At 52.8% G+C, this 16,949-nt stretch carries 19 protein-coding genes; 7 read left to right on the top strand and 12 right to left on the bottom strand.

The window, feature by feature from the left end:
• Positions 1 to 23 precede the first annotated feature (23 nt).
• From HOM51_02870 to HOM51_02860, 3 genes are all read right to left on the bottom strand, one after another.
• Positions 24 to 611 (bottom strand): TetR/AcrR family transcriptional regulator, encoded by a 588-nt coding sequence (locus HOM51_02870; GenBank protein MBT5033442.1) that lies wholly within the window; start codon positions 609 to 611, stop codon positions 24 to 26.
• A 101-nt stretch (positions 612 to 712) separates the two neighbouring features.
• Positions 713 to 1,528, bottom strand: coding sequence for a pyrroline-5-carboxylate reductase (locus tag HOM51_02865; GenBank protein MBT5033441.1), 816 nt, complete (start codon positions 1,526 to 1,528; stop codon positions 713 to 715).
• Between the two features lie 6 nt (positions 1,529 to 1,534).
• Positions 1,535 to 2,038: a hypothetical protein gene (locus tag HOM51_02860; GenBank protein MBT5033440.1), complete on the bottom strand. Its 504-nt coding sequence runs from the start codon at positions 2,036 to 2,038 to the stop codon at positions 1,535 to 1,537.
• 271 nt (positions 2,039 to 2,309) lie between these two features.
• On the opposite strand from HOM51_02860, the gene HOM51_02855 reads away from it, so the two are divergent.
• Complete coding sequence (locus HOM51_02855; protein ID MBT5033439.1) at positions 2,310 to 3,524, top strand: hypothetical protein; 1,215 nt, start codon at positions 2,310 to 2,312, stop codon at positions 3,522 to 3,524.
• Between the two features lie 83 nt (positions 3,525 to 3,607).
• Positions 3,608 to 4,096, top strand: coding sequence for a GFA family protein (locus HOM51_02850; GenBank protein ID MBT5033438.1), 489 nt, complete (start codon positions 3,608 to 3,610; stop codon positions 4,094 to 4,096).
• Between the two features lie 192 nt (positions 4,097 to 4,288).
• On the opposite strand, the gene HOM51_02845 is transcribed toward HOM51_02850, so the two are convergent.
• From HOM51_02845 to HOM51_02805, 9 genes are all read right to left on the bottom strand, one after another.
• On the bottom strand, positions 4,289 to 5,320 hold the full coding sequence (locus HOM51_02845) for a hypothetical protein (GenBank protein MBT5033437.1): 1,032 nt from the start codon (positions 5,318 to 5,320) through the stop codon (positions 4,289 to 4,291).
• 48 nt (positions 5,321 to 5,368) lie between these two features.
• Complete coding sequence (locus tag HOM51_02840) at positions 5,369 to 5,569, bottom strand: hypothetical protein (protein ID MBT5033436.1); 201 nt, start codon at positions 5,567 to 5,569, stop codon at positions 5,369 to 5,371.
• Positions 5,570 to 5,630: 61 nt separating this feature from the next.
• Positions 5,631 to 7,367, bottom strand: coding sequence for an ATP-binding cassette domain-containing protein (locus HOM51_02835; protein MBT5033435.1), 1,737 nt, complete (start codon positions 7,365 to 7,367; stop codon positions 5,631 to 5,633).
• A gap of 252 nt (positions 7,368 to 7,619) precedes the next feature.
• Positions 7,620 to 8,057, bottom strand: a complete 438-nt coding sequence (locus tag HOM51_02830; GenBank protein ID MBT5033434.1) for a glyoxalase — start codon at positions 8,055 to 8,057, stop codon at positions 7,620 to 7,622.
• Positions 8,058 to 8,092: 35 nt separating this feature from the next.
• Positions 8,093 to 8,710, bottom strand: coding sequence for a membrane integrity-associated transporter subunit PqiC (locus HOM51_02825; GenBank protein MBT5033433.1), 618 nt, complete (start codon positions 8,708 to 8,710; stop codon positions 8,093 to 8,095).
• Positions 8,707 to 10,419, bottom strand: a complete 1,713-nt coding sequence (locus HOM51_02820) for an MCE family protein (GenBank protein MBT5033432.1) — start codon at positions 10,417 to 10,419, stop codon at positions 8,707 to 8,709. Before HOM51_02820 ends, HOM51_02825 begins: the two co-directional genes overlap by 4 nt.
• The gene (locus tag HOM51_02815) at positions 10,412 to 11,050 is read right to left on the bottom strand and encodes a paraquat-inducible membrane protein A (GenBank protein ID MBT5033431.1); all 639 of its coding nucleotides are present in this window, start codon (positions 11,048 to 11,050) and stop codon (positions 10,412 to 10,414) included. Before HOM51_02815 ends, HOM51_02820 begins: the two co-directional genes overlap by 8 nt.
• Positions 11,047 to 11,703, bottom strand: coding sequence for a paraquat-inducible protein A (locus tag HOM51_02810; GenBank protein ID MBT5033430.1), 657 nt, complete (start codon positions 11,701 to 11,703; stop codon positions 11,047 to 11,049). The genes HOM51_02815 and HOM51_02810 overlap by 4 nt, the downstream gene beginning before the upstream one ends.
• A gap of 60 nt (positions 11,704 to 11,763) precedes the next feature.
• Positions 11,764 to 12,039, bottom strand: a complete 276-nt coding sequence (locus tag HOM51_02805; GenBank protein MBT5033429.1) for an accessory factor UbiK family protein — start codon at positions 12,037 to 12,039, stop codon at positions 11,764 to 11,766.
• Positions 12,040 to 12,168: 129 nt separating this feature from the next.
• On the opposite strand from HOM51_02805, the gene rfaD reads away from it, so the two are divergent.
• From rfaD to HOM51_02780, 5 genes are all read left to right on the top strand, one after another.
• Positions 12,169 to 13,155 carry an ADP-glyceromanno-heptose 6-epimerase gene (gene rfaD, locus HOM51_02800; GenBank protein ID MBT5033428.1) on the top strand — a complete coding sequence of 329 codons (987 nt, stop codon included), beginning with the start codon at positions 12,169 to 12,171 and terminating at the stop codon, positions 13,153 to 13,155.
• A 6-nt stretch (positions 13,156 to 13,161) separates the two neighbouring features.
• A complete protein-coding gene (locus HOM51_02795) occupies positions 13,162 to 13,956 on the top strand; it encodes a prolipoprotein diacylglyceryl transferase (GenBank protein ID MBT5033427.1) in 795 nt (264 codons plus the stop codon).
• A gap of 6 nt (positions 13,957 to 13,962) precedes the next feature.
• Entirely contained in the window at positions 13,963 to 14,988 is a 1,026-nt protein-coding gene (locus HOM51_02790) for a class I SAM-dependent methyltransferase (protein MBT5033426.1), read from the top strand.
• Positions 14,982 to 15,749, top strand: coding sequence for a peptidoglycan editing factor PgeF (pgeF, locus tag HOM51_02785; GenBank protein ID MBT5033425.1), 768 nt, complete (start codon positions 14,982 to 14,984; stop codon positions 15,747 to 15,749). The genes HOM51_02790 and pgeF overlap by 7 nt, the downstream gene beginning before the upstream one ends.
• Before the next feature lie 452 nt (positions 15,750 to 16,201).
• Positions 16,202 to 16,804 (top strand): hypothetical protein, encoded by a 603-nt coding sequence (locus tag HOM51_02780; protein ID MBT5033424.1) that lies wholly within the window; start codon positions 16,202 to 16,204, stop codon positions 16,802 to 16,804.
• Positions 16,805 to 16,949 lie beyond the last annotated feature (145 nt).

The raw sequence follows: 16,949 nt of genomic DNA, 5'->3' as shown, positions 1-16,949 counted from the left end.
TTTAATGGTGGTGCAAATTTTATTTAGTCGGCGGTCGTCGTACGAGAAGATTTGCACATTCCGGCAACCCGTTCGGCGCGGCGCAGACCCTTATCCAGGGCTGCCATCGTTTTCGACATATCGGGGCTATCATCCCGCAGCCAGACCCGGGCGGCGTTCAAATAAACCAGCGCCAGACCTTTGGTTCGAAGCAGGCCTTTTAGTCCCCCTGACGAGATCCCTGCGGCTTCGAGCATCCATGCCATCGACATCATGAACCGCGGTGCTGACAACAGGCCCGTCAATGGATCACGCGGTAACTCACGTGCGATTGCCTTGATCGCATCCTTGTGGGCATTCAGGGCATCGAAACGGCTCATCAAAACATCAAACAAACGGTCACGCGCAGGCTCGTCAGCATTTCGTTTTTCTGCCAGGACGGCCTGATCAATACTTTCTAGTATCCCCCACAACAGTCCCGTCTTTGAGTGAAATTCGGTAAGGACCTCAGTCGGCTTTAATCGAGCTTTGGTCGCGATGTCAGCCATAGACAGCTTAGCCCAGCCGTCACTTTCAGCCAGCGACAATGCTGCCGTAATAATTTTCTCGCGATTGGATTTCTTTTTAGCCATGCTATCCCCCAGATCAACTGACAAGACCACACGAGGTGAGATGCGTGTGCTTAAAGATAGTCCTGGATGGCGCTAAAAGGAAGCGCTGACAAACAGTTTTATTAACCGGCTAATTCGCGAGACCGTTTGGTTGCGGCGTCAATAGCCCGGATAAAAAGTTGCTGCATGCCATCTTCAGCCATCAAGACATCCAAGGCAGCCGCCGTCGTGCCGCCGGGACTGGTGACATTTTGACGCAGAATTCCGGCGGCTTCAGGTGATTGGCGGAGGAGTTCGCCAGCCCCCGCGACAGTTGTTCGAGCGAGTTGTTCAGCAAGCTCTTTCGGCAGGCCGGCTTCAATCCCGGCTTCCGTCATGCATTCGGCGAGCAAAAAGATGTAGGCAGGCCCGCTGCCAGAGACCGCCGTAACAGGGTCCAATAGACCTTCATCCTCAACCCAAGCCACCTCGCCAACGGCAGACAGAAGTTTTCGGCACAGGGTGCTTTGAGCGTCCGAAACATTTGCATTGCCACATGCGACCGTCATGCCACGACCAACCGCAGCCGGCGTATTGGGCATGCTGCGAACGATGGCGGCATTCGTCCCAAGCTTCGATTCGAAATAATCGATGGTCTTGCCTGCCGCGATGGACAAATAAACGCAATCGCTTTCGGCAAATCGCGCATACCCAGGCGCGACATCGTCCATCATCTGTGGCTTGACGGCGAAGACGATGACATCGGGTGATGCGCTGGATGGCAGGGCATCAGGCTTGGCGACAGTAAAAACACCGTGTTGTTTACGTAGAGCACTGGCGGTTTCAGCAAAGGGTTCGACGACAGTTACGTTGCTGGCGGCATACTCACCTTCGAGCCAGCCCGCCAGCAGGGCACCGCCCATCTTGCCGCATCCGGCCAACAACAACGACGCCGACATAATTGATCAGGCCTCGCCGACCGGGTCCAGTATGGCTGCAGCGATTGCGTCTTCAGCGTTCTTTCCAGCCCAGATCACATGTTGAAATGCGGGATAGAAGCGCTCGCATTCTTCCAACGCGACTTCCAAGAGGTCTTGCACTTGTTCGCTGGTTGAGCCGCCCACCCCGCGCAACAACATGGTGTGCCTGTACATCGGCATGCCCTCATCATCACACAGCGCAAAGTGGCCGAGCCAGATGCGTTCGTTAATGCGCGCCAGAAGCTCATAAATTGTGGCGCGCTTTTCGGGTGGAACCCGGGCCTCAAACGCGCAGGTGAAATGCATCGCGCTCGCGGTTTGGTTCCAGGCGAAATAAAGGCTGTAATCGCACCATTGCCCGGGGGCTTGAACAGACATCTCCCCATCGCTGCGGCGTTCTGAAAACCATTCGTTCTCGTCGACCATGCGTTCGACCACATCGATTGGATTGGTGGCGAAGGATTCGTGTGAGACAGCGACGTTTGCCATGTGCCTAATTCCCTTTAATTGGCGCCCTATTTGGGCCCTGAAGGCTCGACCTACCAAGCTTTACACGTACCACATAATGTGTGCCGCGCAATATCTGGTGATTTCCCCCTCAACGGATACCAAGTATAGACTAATAAAACCCGGAGTCAGGCGCAAGAACCGATTTCATGGGATTTGTAATGAAGTTGTGGATAAAGAGGCGGCAGCCTAGGATAAGGGTCTTACGCGGCACAGGGTGCGTTCGGCCCTTAATTCAAAAAGTGAGGCGATTATGTTCGATATCCGACTTAACGATGAGCAGCGGGCGTTTCAGCAATTGGCGCGGGATTTCGCTGAAAATGAGATTAAGCCCATCGCACTGGAATTTGAAAGCCGACCGAACTGGGAAGACCGTATCCCGTGGGATGTCCTGAAAAAGGGCTCCCAGCTTGGCTTTCGGACCTTTGTACTGTCGGAAGAAAATGGTGGCACGGGAGTCTCAGACCACCTGACGTCCTGCCTTGTGGCCGAGGAATTGGCTGCCGCCGACACCGGCACGGCGTATTACTATATGCTGACCGCCCGGCGCGCGCGGGACTGGTTTGAATACCGCATGACGCAAGAACAACGGGACTATTTTGTGCCAAGATTTCTTGAGGACGATACCTATTTTACCACCGTCGCCATTCACGAACCTGACACGGACTTGGGCTTTGATTACCATACAGAGACGCCACCAGATGTCCGCTTTCGGACAAAGGCGGTCGAACAGCCGGATGGTTCTTGGGTCATCAATGGAGCTAAGAACTTCCAGACCATGGGCTATCTCTCCAAGTTGCTCGTCGTCATGGCGGACACCGATGAGGGGACCCGTGCGTTCCTAGTCGAGGGCGATTCGCCGGGGTTGGTGCGCCATCCCATTTCGAAGATTGGTCGGCGCATCGGCGACAATGCGGAAATTTTCTTTAGCGATGTGAAGGTGCCAAAGGGCCGCATTCTAGGGCCGCCGCCGCCAGGACGCACCGACATGGGCACCCTCATCACGATTGCAGCAATTACCTTGGGGCTTGGCCGCGCGGCCCTAGAGGAAACAATTAAATACACAAAAGAACGGGTCTCTGGCGGCAAACCGATCATCCAACACCAAGCCGTCGGCCTGTATCTTTCTGATATGGCGACGAACTTAGAAGCTGCACGTCGGCTGATCTGGACGGCGGCGTGGGCAAAGGATCATCCCGAAGCCTTCGAAGACGGAAGTGCCGAATCTCAGCCTTACGAGATAATGGCGACAACATTCACCGGCAAGGCCGTGCAGCGGCTGACAGAACAAGGCATGGAACTATTTGGCGGCATGGGCGTTGTTTCAGGCATGCCCATCGAGAAATACGTCCGCGATGCGCTCATACAAAAGCACATCTCGTTCCAATTTCAACTTGGGTTCCGGATTGCCGAAACCTTAGCCGGATATAAAAGGAAGCTGAACCCGTTGCTCATTGGTGGGAACTAGCGGCGGTTTCTAAGTAGCTAGAAATTTAGGGGTACCCTAATCAGGGTTCTTCCTTACTCCGGCAGTAATTTGAGGAACATAAAATGAAACTTGAAGGTTCTTGTCATTGTCAGTCCGTAAAATTTTCTGTGAACTCTAGACATCCATATCCCTTCAACATCTGCTACTGCTCCATCTGTCGCAAAACTGCCGGGAGTGGTGGGTACGCTATAAATCTGTCCGGCGATGCCGATACATTGGAAGTTCAAGGCAAAGAGCACGTGTCTATTTATCGTGCAAAGAAAACGGATCCTACCACCAACGAAGTAACGGAAAGCCTCTCCCAACGTCATTTTTGTAAGATTTGTGGTTCTCACCTTTGGTCTTGGAACTCAACATGGCCCGATCTACTGCATCCACAAGCTGGTGCTATTGATACTGAACTGCCAGAACCACCTGAACATAGGTATATGATGTTGGGTTCTAAGGCATCATGGGTTCCGATGATGCTGGCTGAAAATGATCAGACCTTTGAAGAGTATCCAAATGAAAGCATAGCGGATTGGCATAAACGATTGGGTTTAACTCAATAGGGCTACTGCATCCTAAAATTGATCGCTTTTCTGTCGATAGCGGATATTAATCTTTGAAACATCCAATTTCAGGGGGCAGAGCGGAGCATATTTGAGGCAGCGTAAAATTTCCGATGTTGACTCTGAGCAGAAATTATTTTGACCCCATGGTAATCAAGCAAACGCGCAGTCTGTAAAAGCTGATTGAAGTTCTTAAAATTTTGCTCGAGGTCCCGGAGAAGCGGGGATGGGTGTACACGGTGTGGCAGGTGAGATTTCCTTGATTACTTTATTTAACAAACCGTGTTTCCCCTCAACGTCCAGCCACCCCCACTGACCGCTGGGGTTGACCTCAAGAAAGTAGTAAACCCCTTTGCCAAGAAGAAAATCCAGCCGGCCAAAGTGCAGTCCTAGCCTGTCCATGAAAGCAAAGATTTTTTTCTCTGTGTCTTCGGGCAGAATATGGGGCTGCCATTCTCCGCTGGTCTCGTCAGCCGCCAACTCACGCCAATCGACGGTTTTGTCCATGAAGGGCCTTCGGTCCAGTTCGAACGCAAACGCCTCGTCACGAACCACTTGTACCGTAACATCGGTCTCCGCCGTGATGCATTCCTGAACGAACCACGGCACTCCGGGCGATAGCTGGTCTGTGTCCACCTTAGTTGTAAACAGGGTGGCGCCCTCGCTCTCCGGACCGATTGTCTCAAATGTCAGGCTTTTGGCGACATAATCCCGCCCTTTGGCTTTTTCGAACGGTGCCCCGACGGAGAATTGAAAGGTAGGGACATCAAAAATGTCCCTGGCCGCGTCCAACTGCACAAACTTTCCAACCCGCGCATCGACAAGTGGTTCGACGAGAACAATTTTTCCGTCCGCCCATAGTAGGTTTGCGATTTCCCGAAGCGCATACCACATTTCTTCCTCGTAGTAGCGATCTTCGTCTCCGACGTCTTCGCCGGGAAACATATCCTTGGAGCGCCAGGGCTTTCCCAAAAGGAACTTGGTCGTAGTCCGGGACTCAATCACGCGGCCAGTGGGGTCTTCGATGCGAAAGCCGCCTGGGGTTAGGCTTAGTTTGTAGTCCCGCCACAGGTCGAAGTTATAGCGAAAGACGCCATCGGTCCCCATGTCCCGTATAATGAGATCAACGGTCGTGTCGAACGACGTGGTTAGAACAAACAGCATCATAAATCCGGCGCGCGTCGGCACCACCGCATGTTGCGAAACGTAAAAACTGCCCTTCACCGCGCCTTAGCCGCCATGGCGGAATAGACGCCGGGGAGAGTGTGTCTTTTACATCGGGCTGGGATCGCCCTCGCGACTTTTTGCTTCCCCATCGAAAGCGGTCGAACTCTTCATGCTAAGCCTGATAAGCTCGGTATCATTACCAGCCCAACGTTTCAGGTCTGCATGGTCATAGGCCCCGGCATGAGACGCCACTTGCGTCCTGGTCACGGCGCGTTTCGGTCTTGCTAAATCTGCTATGGTGATCATCTCTAGACTCCCCGAAGGTAGTTTTGGACAACAGGATTCTGGAACAAACTGGTGGCCTGAGTCAACTATTATCCTTTTCGAACCGCCCAGCGGCGAGGCGGGCATAAAGGGGACAGTCCTTGAGCAGCATTTCATGCCTGCCTTCTGCAACGATGCGCCCGTTCTCGACAACCGCGATGCGCCCGGCTGAAAGGACGGTAGATAGTCTGTGAGCGATAATCAGCGTTGTCCGATTTTCCATCAGGGGGCCGAGAGCCTGGGCGATGGCGGCTTCGTTTTCAGCATCAAGAAACGACGTTGCTTCGTCGAGCAAAAGCACTCTTGGGTCTCTTAGAATCGCTCGCGCGATCGCCAGGCGTTGACGTTGGCCGCCTGACATTTGCATACCCTTTTCGCCCAGAGGCGTTTCGTATTTTTCGGGAAGACTCTCAATGAAGTCACTGATTTGAGCCGCCGTGGCGGCGGTGATAACCTCATCATCGGAGGCTGCCGGGTGCCCATAGCGGATGTTGTCGGCAATTGAGGCCGAGAAAAGCACCTGCTCTTGGGACACCCACGCTGCCGCGCCTCGCAGGTCCCTGGGGTCTAAGCTGCGCACATCGGCTCCATCCAGCGAAACCGTGCCGCCATCCGGGTCATAAAATCGTAGCAACAGCTGAAACAGCGTGGTCTTGCCCGCCCCCGAAGGTCCTACCAAGGCGATGGTTTCGCCGGGCTCGATACGTAGGGTGAGGCCGTTCAAAACAGTGCTTTCCGGCCTGGACGGATAGGCGAAGGTAACGCCGTCGAATGTGACTTCTCCGCCACCGTCAGGCAGCGGCACGGGATTTTTTGGGGCGGAGACGCCGGGCTGCTCATCGAGCAGTTCGAACATCCTTTCCGTCGCTCCAACTGTCTTGACGTACTCGCTGTACACGTCGGACAATGCCGCCATCGATGTTCCCGCGAACACCGCGTAAAGAACGAATTCGATCAACTGAGCACTGGTGGTTTCGCCCTTCAGCACATGCAGGCCGCCAACGTACAGCACCAACATGACCGCCGTCAGCACCAGACTGACCGAGATAAAGGTCAATTGGGCGCGGGTCTTGAGCTGCTTGCGAACTGCGCCAAAGCCCTGCTCAATCAGAACATCCAGACGGCTCGCTTCTTCGTCTTCGCGAGTGAAGGCTTGCACAGTCTGCAAAGCGCCGAGCGATTCCTGGAACAAGCCACCGATATTGGCTTGGTGGTCTTGCGCCTCCCGCGACAGCCTACGCACCCGCTTGCCGAGCATAACGGTAATCGCTACCACCACTGGAACCACCAAGACAACCCAGACCGCTAATTTGGCGTCGGTAGTGAACATTAGGGCAATCGCCCCGGTCAACTGGACGCCCGAGCGCAGCACGATCACCACCAGTGTACTCAGAGCCGCCAGCAATATGGTGGAATCAGTGGTGAACCTGGAAAAAAGATCACCCAGCGGGCGGGTCTCGAAAAAGGCCTGCGACAGGTTGACCAGATTGCCATAAATAGCGGCTCGTATGTCGGCGACCACCCGCTCTCCGGTCCAGTTCATCAGGTAAATGCGGGTGGCCAAGGCAGCCGCGAAGACCAAGACGAGGACCAAGGTGACCTGAAAAGCACCATGTAGCACTGCTGCGTCACCCCGGGAAAACGCCTGATCAATCAAAAAACTAACGGCCTTCGGAATGGCAAGCAGCGAAGCGGACGCAACCAGCAGTGAAACCAGGGCAACCACAATGCGGCCCGTATAAGGCGACACAAATGGCCAAAGGCGTTTCAGTGTTGTCATAGTAAAGTAGCCTAATGTTGCCCCGATGTATTGTGCGGCCAACTTTAGCAGAAATTAACAAAGAAAGAAGAACGGGACGAACGCATTGAATCACCAAAAATAAATGAATGCTCATAGCTACACCCGGACTCCGTCAATACCGTCCGACGATGACTGCTAAGGGGCAGTATGCAATGGGGGGCTGTCAGGGTTCGGTGGTTTTAAAGGCGGAACGCGGTGTGTTCTTGGTCGAATATTATTTACGAGAAAATTTTACTCAACGATCTTGCAGATTGGTCCGTTGATCTCACCCGGATTGCGGTCGATCAATTCGACCAAAAATCCGTTGGGGTCTTCAACAAAAATTTGATACATGACCGGATTTTTAAACAATCGATCCCAGTAAGGAACGCCGGCTTCGATCAAACGGTCAACGGCATCGCGGGCCTTCTCAACAGTTAAGGCCATATGGGTTTGGCCTCCGGCATCGGTTAAATCTTCCCTGGGGGTGTTGGTTCCATCGATTGATCCATCCGAATCTTCGACCAGATGGATAATTGGCTTCTCTCCCGCATAGAGCCAATATCCTTTTGATGGCAATGCGCTGGGACGGTGTCCTTGTTCCAGCCCAAGCAAATCCTCATAGAAATGCCGTGTGGCTTCCAATTTGGTGGTTCGAATTCCCCGATGGTTCAGATCAATTACTTTCATTGTTTTCTCCACCCCGTCATTGATGAACGGGCGTTCTACGGTGCCAACGCGCCTGTTGCCGTCGCTATTTCTCGACTGAACTTGGCGATTGTGTCACTCATCGCCGACACCATGGCCTCAAACGATCTACCATTCGAGCGCACCGTGTAGACCGATCTTCGGGTGAAAAGAATTTCTCGGCCGCCTTTGCCAAAAACATTCCAACGAACAATTAATGTGCTGTTACCGCCAAGCTGTCCGTCGAACCGAACAACCTCTGCTGAAACTTGATAGCCGATGGGGATGGAGCTTCGCCAAGGATAAATGGCAACCCGATCGGTTCCCAAAAGGATCGACAAATTTTCGGCCAGAACCCGCGTGAAGTTATCTTTCAGCGGTTCTGCCCACTGATTAAATTCATCAAGGTCGATTTTGTGGCGTGTCGATTTTGTGACAATTTGGGGTCGGTCTAGATGGGGTGGCAAAACAATTGGGCCGACACCTAAGGAGATGTCGGTGCTTCTTTTTTTCGTTGGTTTTTCAGCCACTAATCCGTCAGGCGTCGATAATACAAAAAAGTTTGGCGGGGGTGTCACGCTGCCGCCGCACGCTGATACGGAAAAGGCAACAATCGCGAAAACGACCCCTAGCTTAAATGATCTTAGTGAAGTCATCGTCGTTCTCCCTGTCCGCCTTTGCCGTAGATCAAAGCGTTCGGATTGCGCTCGAGATAAGATGTGAGCAATCGAATTGATCGCGCTGCCGCCGCCAGTTCTTGCAATGTTGTCGCGAGGTCATATCGAAGAGCAGATTTGTCTGAAACCGCATCGTCGATAGATGTAAGAATTTCATGTACTTGATTGAGCGTCTTTTTAACTTCGCCTCTTACGTCTTGGTTCACATTGCTGACAACGCCATCTACATTCTTAACCAGACCGTTGGTGTTTTTAACCAAAGCGCTGGTTTCACGCAAAATCGTATCAAAGCTTCGGACGGCCTGAAGAAGTTCAGGGGCGGTAACAAGCTGTTCCGCGCCTTTCGCTGTGGCTGTCAGGCTCTTCGTCAACTCCACCAAGGGAAGCTTTTGCAACTTGGTAATAAGCTCCGTAATCGAATTGGTAAATTCGTCCAATGTTGTCGGGATCGTGGGGATTTCGGGGAACAAGTTATCCCCCCCAATCAACCGCGCCGCCGCCTTCGGGTGAAAATCTAAATCCACGAACAGTTGGCCTGTCAGGAAACTCCCGGTCTTGAGCTGCGCCCGCATGCCTTTTTGGACAAAGGTCTCCAATTGATTTTCATAGGCGCTCCTGTTCCGTTCGCCAAGAATGGTGAAGCGTTCTGGTTCGATCTCGGCAATGACTGGTATTTGAAAAATATTTTTTTTCGCATTGAATTCGAGTTTGACGTCGGTGACTTCGCCAACTTTTATACCCCGGAATTCGACAGGGGCACCCAGCGCAAGCCCGCGAACCGAGCCATCAAAGTACATTATGATCGGTCTTTTTTCCACATAACTCGCTTCCTTAATTTCTTCTCGGCTGCCATGAAGAGGAAACGTGTGTCCTTTTTCCGCCGGGTCGCCGGCGTCTAAATTTGTTGGTGTTTCAAATGCGATGCCGCCAACAACAAGCGCTTGTAGGGACTCGGTGCCAATCTTCATCCCGTCGGCATCAATTGACACATTCACACCGCTTACGTTCCAGAAACGGCTGCTCAGGCGCACGAGTTTATCGTGCGGCGCATGGATAAATATATGGATCAGAATAGTGCGGTTGTCTTTTGCCAACTCATGGCCGAGAACCTCGCCAACCTTTATGCCCCTATAATTTACGGGGGAGCCATTGGAATATGACCCCATCTTGGCGGTCTTTAACACGTACTGGCGACCTGGCGCATCGGCCTTGATCACGGGGGGTGTTTCCAGGCCCTTAAACGTCTCCCTCTCGGCACCTCCCTTTCCAGGGTCGATTTCGATGAAGGCGCCCGAAACAAGCGTTCCTAAACCTGACACACCAGATGCCCCAAACCGAGGGCGCACGACCCAAAATCGGGTAGTGTCCGTCAGGTATTCTTCGGCACCATGTATGAGCGATGCCGTGACAACGACGCCTGAAAGGTCATCCGTCAGCCCAACTGTCTCTACAACACCCACCTCAACGTCCTTGTATTTGAGCTTGGTCTTGCCAGCCTCAAGCCCTTCGGCTGTCTCAAAGGTAATCGAAATTGTCGGTCCCTGTTCGCTGACCGTTGTATAGGTGAGCCACGCCCCGATCAAAACAGCAACAATCGGAATAATCCATACCGTTGAGATTCTAGACCTGGTGGTAACAGTAACCTCAGGGATGTCATCTTCTGGGGGCGTTTGGGATTTTTTAGCCATCTGTATCCTCCACTGCATCCCACATGAGACGAGGGTCAAAACTCATCGATGAAAACATAGTTAGAATGACAACGGCAGCAAATGATGTTGCACCCGCACCCGGCTCAATGGTCGCAATGGTTCCAAGCTTAACCAAGGCTACAAGGATTGAAATCATAAAGATATCAATCATCGACCACCTGCCCACGGCTTCGATCACCCGATAAAGCACCGTTCTGTCGCGGGGACGCCATATTGATTTGAATTGGATCGATAACAAAAGGTATGAAAGCCCGACCAGCTTTAAGACGGGGACAGCAATGCTGGCAAAAAAGACCAAGGCCGCGATCGGCAACTGATCCGCTTCGATGAGGTGAACAACACCGCTGTAGATTGTATCCGGCGCGCCCTTGCCGAAAGATATCACCGTCATTATCGGATACACGTTCGCCGGAATATACAGAACTGCTGCGGCAATAAGTAAAGCCCATGTGCGGTTGAGGCTGTCAGGTTTACGTTGATGCATGGATGTGCCACATCGGGGGCAGGCAGGGTGGGGATCACGTGCTAGCGATTTTCGATTAACAAGAAGGTCGCACGCATGACAGCTCACGAGCCCCGCTTTGGCAGCAGTGAGAGTGCCTGCACTCATTGGGGCTGCTCCACTTTTTCCCATACGATCCTGGGGTCGAAAGATGCGGTGGCGGCTGCAGAAACAATCAGCAACACGGCGAAGGAGTACAATGCAATTCCCGGTGTAATGGTCGCCAGATCGGAAAGTTTTACGTACGCGACAAAGACCCCCAGCATATAAACTTCTGTCATCCCCCAGGGATGAAGTAGGTCCAACACCCGAAAGGACTTCGCCAACATCCAGGGTCGCTTGTTCATTTTGAGAGGAATGAGGACATAGAGAATTCCCATAAGATTAACCAAAGGGAAGACGATGCTCATCAGCAAGACAACCATCGCAAGCCCCCAAAGGTCCGCGCGGTACATCTCAATAACGCCAGAAATCAGGGTGTTATCTTGTGACCGTCCTTCAAGTTCGAAAGACATAAACGGAAAAACATTTGAAATGATAAATAAAATAAGACCTGTGAATGCCAATGCTAGAGTCCGGTCCACACTGTTTTTTCGTTCCTGATACAATGTCGCACCACAGCGAACACACTTCGCCGTATGCTCATCGTCAACAGGCTTCACCCGGTGCAGAAGGTCACATTCGTGACATGCGATTAAGGTCGTTAGATCGCCATCGCCGCCGGTCACATCCAGTTTCTTGATTGGAGAACGCTTCGCCAATTACTCCCCCGACAATTCAGACCCTGACAATTCAGACAAGGACGGAGCGCCCTGGTTCAGTTACTTCTTTGTCTTCTTCTTCGGGCTCGCCTTAGCCAGCTGTGCTTCTAACTCCGCGACGCGCTTTTCCAGCTTTTCTTGTTCCGTCCGGGCTTTTTGCGCCATCGCTTTGACGGCTTCGAATTCGTCGCGCTGGGCAACATCCATTTCGGACAGCAGCCGTTCAAGCTGTTGGCGGACCAGGGCTTCGGCTTCGCCTTTCATACCGACGAGGGTGGATACCGCGCCATTGGCGACTTTTGCGAGATCGTCGAGGACCCGATTATTGCTTTGCATTGTGCCGTTCTCTAATTCGTTAAGATTTAAGGGGTATATTATGAACAGGAGCAGCTTTGGGTGCAACCGCTTGCGGGTAGCCGTGGCACACCCTATAAGTTTCGGACTTTAATTGGATTGGATTTGGTCATGTATGTGATCACCGGGGGGGCCGGATTTATTGGCTCCAATATCGCGGCTGTCATGGAAGAAAAGGGGTATGAAAACCTCGTCATCTGCGACGTGTTGGGCAGTGATGATAAATGGCGCAACGTTGCCAAGCGCGAACTGTATGACATCGTTCCGCCCGAGGGGTTGTTCGATTTCTTGGCAGCGCATGAGACCAATATTGACGCTATCATCCACATGGGAGCCATTTCCGCGACGACAGAGACCGATGCCGATTTAATCATCCAGAATAATTTCCACATGTCGATGGCACTTTGGCAGTGGTGTACGGAAAATCACGCGAGCTTTATTTATGCGTCTTCCGCCGCAACCTACGGCGATGGTGCCGAAGGCTTTGATGATGATGGCTCGGTCGAGGGCTTGGCAGGACTAAAGCCGCTGAACGCCTACGGCTGGAGCAAGCATCTGTTCGACCGACGCATAGCGCGGTCCATCCAGCATAACGATCCCCGTCCACCCCACTGGGCGGGCCTAAAGTTCTTTAACGTCTACGGCCCCAACGAATATCACAAAGAAGGCCAACGTAGTGTTGCCCATCAGGTATTTCCGATTGCACGCGATGGCGGCACCATGAATTTGTTCGAGTCACATCACGCTGACTACGAAGATGGTGGCCAGCTACGTGACTTTGTCTGGGTGGATGATTGCGTGAATATCGTTCTGTGGTTGCTCGAAAATAAAAACGTCAATGGTCTGTTTAACTGCGGCACGGGCCAAGCACGGTCGTTCCTTGATCTCGCCAATGCTGTCTATGCCTCGGTTGGTCAGGACCCAAAGATTGACTACGTGCCGACACCTGAAAACATCCGCGACAAATACCAATACTTTACCCAAGCCAATATGACGCGGCTGCGCGATGCCGGGTATGTCCATCCTTTTACGTCGCTTGAAGACGGCATTTCTGCGTATGTGAAGGACTACCTCATCGCCGAAGATAGCTACCGTTAAGCGCGTATGTTGTTCGCTTTACCGTACCCCATGATCGACCCGATCATTTTTTCCGTCGGACCGCTTGCTGTTCGTTGGTATGCGCTGGCTTATATTTTTGGGCTGCTCGGTGCGATTTGGTACATGAAGTCCATGACCCGGCGGCCACCGGAAATTGTTCGCGCCATAGACGTTGATGATTTTTTGATCTGGGCGATTCTTGGCGTAATTTTGGGCGGTAGGCTAGGCTACGTTTTATTTTATAAGTTTGGGTACTTTATCGATCATCCGTTGGCGATCTTTCAGGTCTGGCAAGGCGGAATGTCGTTTCACGGCGGGTTCCTGGGCGTAATTTTTACGACGTGGTTGTTTTCGCGCAAACGCGGCATTCCGGTCTGGGGGTTCGCCGACATGATCGCCTGCGCTGCACCCATCGGACTTTTCCTCGGGCGGGTCGCCAACTTTGTAAATGGCGAATTGATTGGTCGGGTGAGTGATGTCCCGTGGGCGATGGTGTTCCCTCATGGCGGCCCACAACCGCGCCACCCGAGCCAGCTTTATGAGGCTCTGCTGGAAGGTCTTTTCCTATTTTTGATTTTGTATTTTTTGCGACAGAACGAGGCGATTCGCCGCCGGACGGGTTTACTCACGGGGGTGTTCTTTATCGGTTATGGCTTAGCCCGAAGTGTGGCTGAACTGTTCCGCCAGCCTGACTACCATATCGGATTTCTCGTAGGTGGGACGACCATGGGGCAGTGGTTATCGGCACCTTTGATTCTGTTCGGCATTTGGCTGATCGTTCGCGCCAAGCCAGGGTCCTAGACTACGATGCCGGAGGTCGCCGATGATCTGCGCCGGTTGATTTCCAAACACGGCCCGATCTCCGTTGCCCAGTATATCGAAATTTGCAACGCGCACTATTATGCGACGCGGGACCCGTTAGGCGTTGCCGGGGATTTCATCACCGCACCAGAGATCAGCCAGATGTTTGGCGAGTTGTTGGGGCTTTGGTGTCTGGTGCAGTGGCGACAAATGGGCGCGCTTGATCCAATTTATGTGGTTGAGGCTGGCCCTGGTCGCGGCACACTGATGGCGGATTTTTTGCGAGCGGCCGGGCAGGACCCAGCCTTCATCCAAGCCCTCCGTCTTCATTTGATCGAAACCAGTCCAGTGCTTCGAAGCATGCAAAAAGAGACCTTGCATGTTGAGCCCGTGTGGTGTGACCGCCTTGACGATGTGCCAGAGGGGCCGATGTTATTCGTCGCCAATGAATTCTTCGATGCCCTGCCGATCCGGCAATTAGAACGGACTTCTGAAGGGTGGTGTGAACGATTGGTTGGTCTAGATGGCGACAACTTTTGCTTTATCGTTTCGGATAAAACCGAAAGCGGCGACTTTCCTAATGCAGAAGTCGGCGCGATCTTGGAAGACTGCCCTGCCGGAATTGAGATTGCCGAAGCTCTTGGCAAACGAATCGCCAATCACGGCGGTGGCGCTGTGATGATAGATTATGGGTATGCCAAGGCGGAACCTGCCGACACATTGCAGGCTGTTAAAAACCACCAATACCATTCCGTCTTAGATGATCCTGGCGAGGTGGACCTAACCGCACACGTAAATTTTGAACGCCTGTCCCAAGCAATAACCGAAGCCGGCGCAAATGTTGATATCTTTCTGACGCAACGAAATTTTTTGCTTACTCTGGGAATTGATAAGCGGGCCGAGATACTGAGTGCTGAAGCAACATCGGAACAGGCGGCAGAAATCAATTCTGCCCTCAACCGCTTGATTGGCGAGGACGAAATGGGCACCCTGTTCAAGGTACTGATTATTAATAATGAAACGACATGCTGACAACTGAAACCCTGAACGACGTAACAGGCATTCGCCACGGCTTCTTCACCCGTAAAGGCGGTTGCAGCCAAGGCATCTACCGCGGCCTCAACTGTGGTTACGGTTCCGATGACGAAACCGACGCGGTGCGTCAAAATCGAACGCGCGCGGTGGAAAAACTGGGCATGGAGGGTGTTGTTCTAAACACGGTCCATCAAATCCATTCGCCGAATGTCGTTGAAGTTAAAGAACCATGGGAAGCGGATCAGGCACCAAAAGCCGATGGTATGGTCAGTCGCCATGAAGGAATTGCCCTCGGCATATTAACAGCTGATTGCGCGCCGGTCCTGTTCGCCGATGCTAATGCTCGTGTAATTGGTGCCGCCCACGCGGGGTGGCGTGGGGCCAAGGAAGGCGTCTTAGGCGCAACAGTCGGTGCCATGGTCGATCTGGGTGCCGACGTAAATCGAATTCAGGCCGCTATCGGTCCCTGCATTCAGCAACGGTCTTATGAAGTTGGGCCTGAATTCCATCGTGGTTTTGTTGACGAAGATAGTAAATCCGCCGAGTTCTTCGTGGCGTCAACTCAAGCCGAGCATTTCATGTTTGATCTGGCAGGATACGTCGAACGTCAATTGCTCGCCTTGAGTCTGGAACAGGTGGACGTGGTGGATGTTGATACCTATACAGACGAAGACCGATTTTTCAGTTACCGTCGTGCCACCCACCGAGGAGAATCAGATTATGGTCGTGGGTTGTCGGCGATCTTATTGACCGGATGATTAATGCTCCTTGGTAGAAAGGGGGAAATATGCCCTACATGATGTTTATGGCGGTGGCGCTGGTCTTAGGGCTTATGGCGTCTTGCGCGATTTTGTGAAGAAGTGCTGGCTTATGAAGGGGTGCTGGAAATTCCTGATTGTGGTCTTCGTTCTGTCGGCGTGCGAAGCGGGTGAGCCGACGTCAATCGCAGGCTTCGAAATCTGGCCTAAATCCAAGGCCGAAGTAAACCAGAACTTAGGCGTGCGGGTTGAGCTTTTGGAAGGGCCGGCGGTGCCGATGGCCAGGCTTCTGGCGGAAGAAGTTTCGGACCGATTGGAAAAATCTCGTGTCCCGGCAACCATCGACCCAACCCGACCGAGCCGTTACATCCTTAAGGGCCGCACCGAACTCAATTTGTTGGGCAAGAGTGATGAGGACTATATCTACATAAAGTGGGAATTACAGGATAACGTTGGGCAGCCACACTCAAGGCGTCAAGGCGACCCGGACTCAGTGGGAATTTGGCGATCCTCGCATCATTCGCTCTGTCGGCAACGGCGCGCTCGGACCGATCTTAGCGATGCTGCCGAATGCGCCTAAGAAGAAACCAACGCCGGCAAGGGCACCTATCACCACGGCAATGGTGGTCAAACCCGTCATTGGCGCGCCGGGTGACGGCAACGTCGCACTCACCAACGCCATTGAAGCCGCGTTGCGGGCGGTCGACATCTTTATTACCAAGGACCCACGTCAGGCGGCCTATGCGTTGCAGGGTCATGTTGATGTCGGCTTGCCGGTGCAGGGCAAGGAACCGGTGAAAATCATTTGGACTGTCTCAACCGCGTCTGGCGCACTATTGGGCCGTGCAACCCAGGAAAATTTTGTACCGAGTCGAAGTTTGAACGCGGCTTGGGGTCATGTTGCTAATCTTGTTGCCGCCGCCGCTGTCGATGGCATTGAGCAAGTTCTGGATGGTTCTAGAGGTGGGCGGGTGACGTCACAGGAGATTTATACGCCACCACCGCCACCGGCCGATTTACCGCAAATTCCAGGCAGAGCTTTGCCGCCGCAATAACACCAAATCGTAATATTAGAGAATCACGTTTACAGTCCGAGCCCCTATTGGTAAGTTCCGCCGCGTCGCGGTGTTGTCATTAAATTTGGGACGATAAAGAGACCTTCAAAAATGAAGATTTTAACTTGTAATAGTAATCGTCCCA

It is taken from the genome of Rhodospirillaceae bacterium (assembly GCA_018660465.1).
Taxonomy (GTDB): Bacteria; Pseudomonadota; Alphaproteobacteria; order Rhodospirillales; family JABJKH01; genus JABJKH01.
The sequence above is the reverse complement of the archived record's forward strand: the minus strand, read 5'-3'. Positions and strand labels throughout refer to the sequence as shown.

What these genes read in the sequence shown, in the direction of transcription:
- HOM51_02870 (MBT5033442.1), bottom strand. Translation starts at nt 611, where the DNA reads ATGGCTAAAAAGAAATCCAATCGCGAGAAAATTATTACGGCAGCATTG.
- HOM51_02865 (MBT5033441.1), bottom strand. Translation starts at nt 1,528, where the DNA reads ATGTCGGCGTCGTTGTTGTTGGCCGGATGCGGCAAGATGGGCGGTGCC.
- HOM51_02860 (MBT5033440.1), bottom strand. Translation starts at nt 2,038, where the DNA reads ATGGCAAACGTCGCTGTCTCACACGAATCCTTCGCCACCAATCCAATC.
- HOM51_02855 (MBT5033439.1), top strand. Translation starts at nt 2,310, where the DNA reads ATGTTCGATATCCGACTTAACGATGAGCAGCGGGCGTTTCAGCAATTG.
- HOM51_02850 (MBT5033438.1), top strand. Translation starts at nt 3,608, where the DNA reads ATGAAACTTGAAGGTTCTTGTCATTGTCAGTCCGTAAAATTTTCTGTG.
- HOM51_02840 (MBT5033436.1), bottom strand. Translation starts at nt 5,569, where the DNA reads ATGATCACCATAGCAGATTTAGCAAGACCGAAACGCGCCGTGACCAGG.
- HOM51_02835 (MBT5033435.1), bottom strand. Translation starts at nt 7,367, where the DNA reads ATGACAACACTGAAACGCCTTTGGCCATTTGTGTCGCCTTATACGGGC.
- HOM51_02830 (MBT5033434.1), bottom strand. Translation starts at nt 8,057, where the DNA reads ATGAAAGTAATTGATCTGAACCATCGGGGAATTCGAACCACCAAATTG.
- HOM51_02825 (MBT5033433.1), bottom strand. Translation starts at nt 8,710, where the DNA reads ATGACTTCACTAAGATCATTTAAGCTAGGGGTCGTTTTCGCGATTGTT.
- HOM51_02820 (MBT5033432.1), bottom strand. Translation starts at nt 10,419, where the DNA reads ATGGCTAAAAAATCCCAAACGCCCCCAGAAGATGACATCCCTGAGGTT.
- HOM51_02815 (MBT5033431.1), bottom strand. Translation starts at nt 11,050, where the DNA reads ATGAGTGCAGGCACTCTCACTGCTGCCAAAGCGGGGCTCGTGAGCTGT.
- HOM51_02805 (MBT5033429.1), bottom strand. Translation starts at nt 12,039, where the DNA reads ATGCAAAGCAATAATCGGGTCCTCGACGATCTCGCAAAAGTCGCCAAT.
- rfaD (MBT5033428.1), top strand. Translation starts at nt 12,169, where the DNA reads ATGTATGTGATCACCGGGGGGGCCGGATTTATTGGCTCCAATATCGCG.
- HOM51_02795 (MBT5033427.1), top strand. Translation starts at nt 13,162, where the DNA reads ATGTTGTTCGCTTTACCGTACCCCATGATCGACCCGATCATTTTTTCC.
- HOM51_02790 (MBT5033426.1), top strand. Translation starts at nt 13,963, where the DNA reads ATGCCGGAGGTCGCCGATGATCTGCGCCGGTTGATTTCCAAACACGGC.
- pgeF (MBT5033425.1), top strand. Translation starts at nt 14,982, where the DNA reads ATGCTGACAACTGAAACCCTGAACGACGTAACAGGCATTCGCCACGGC.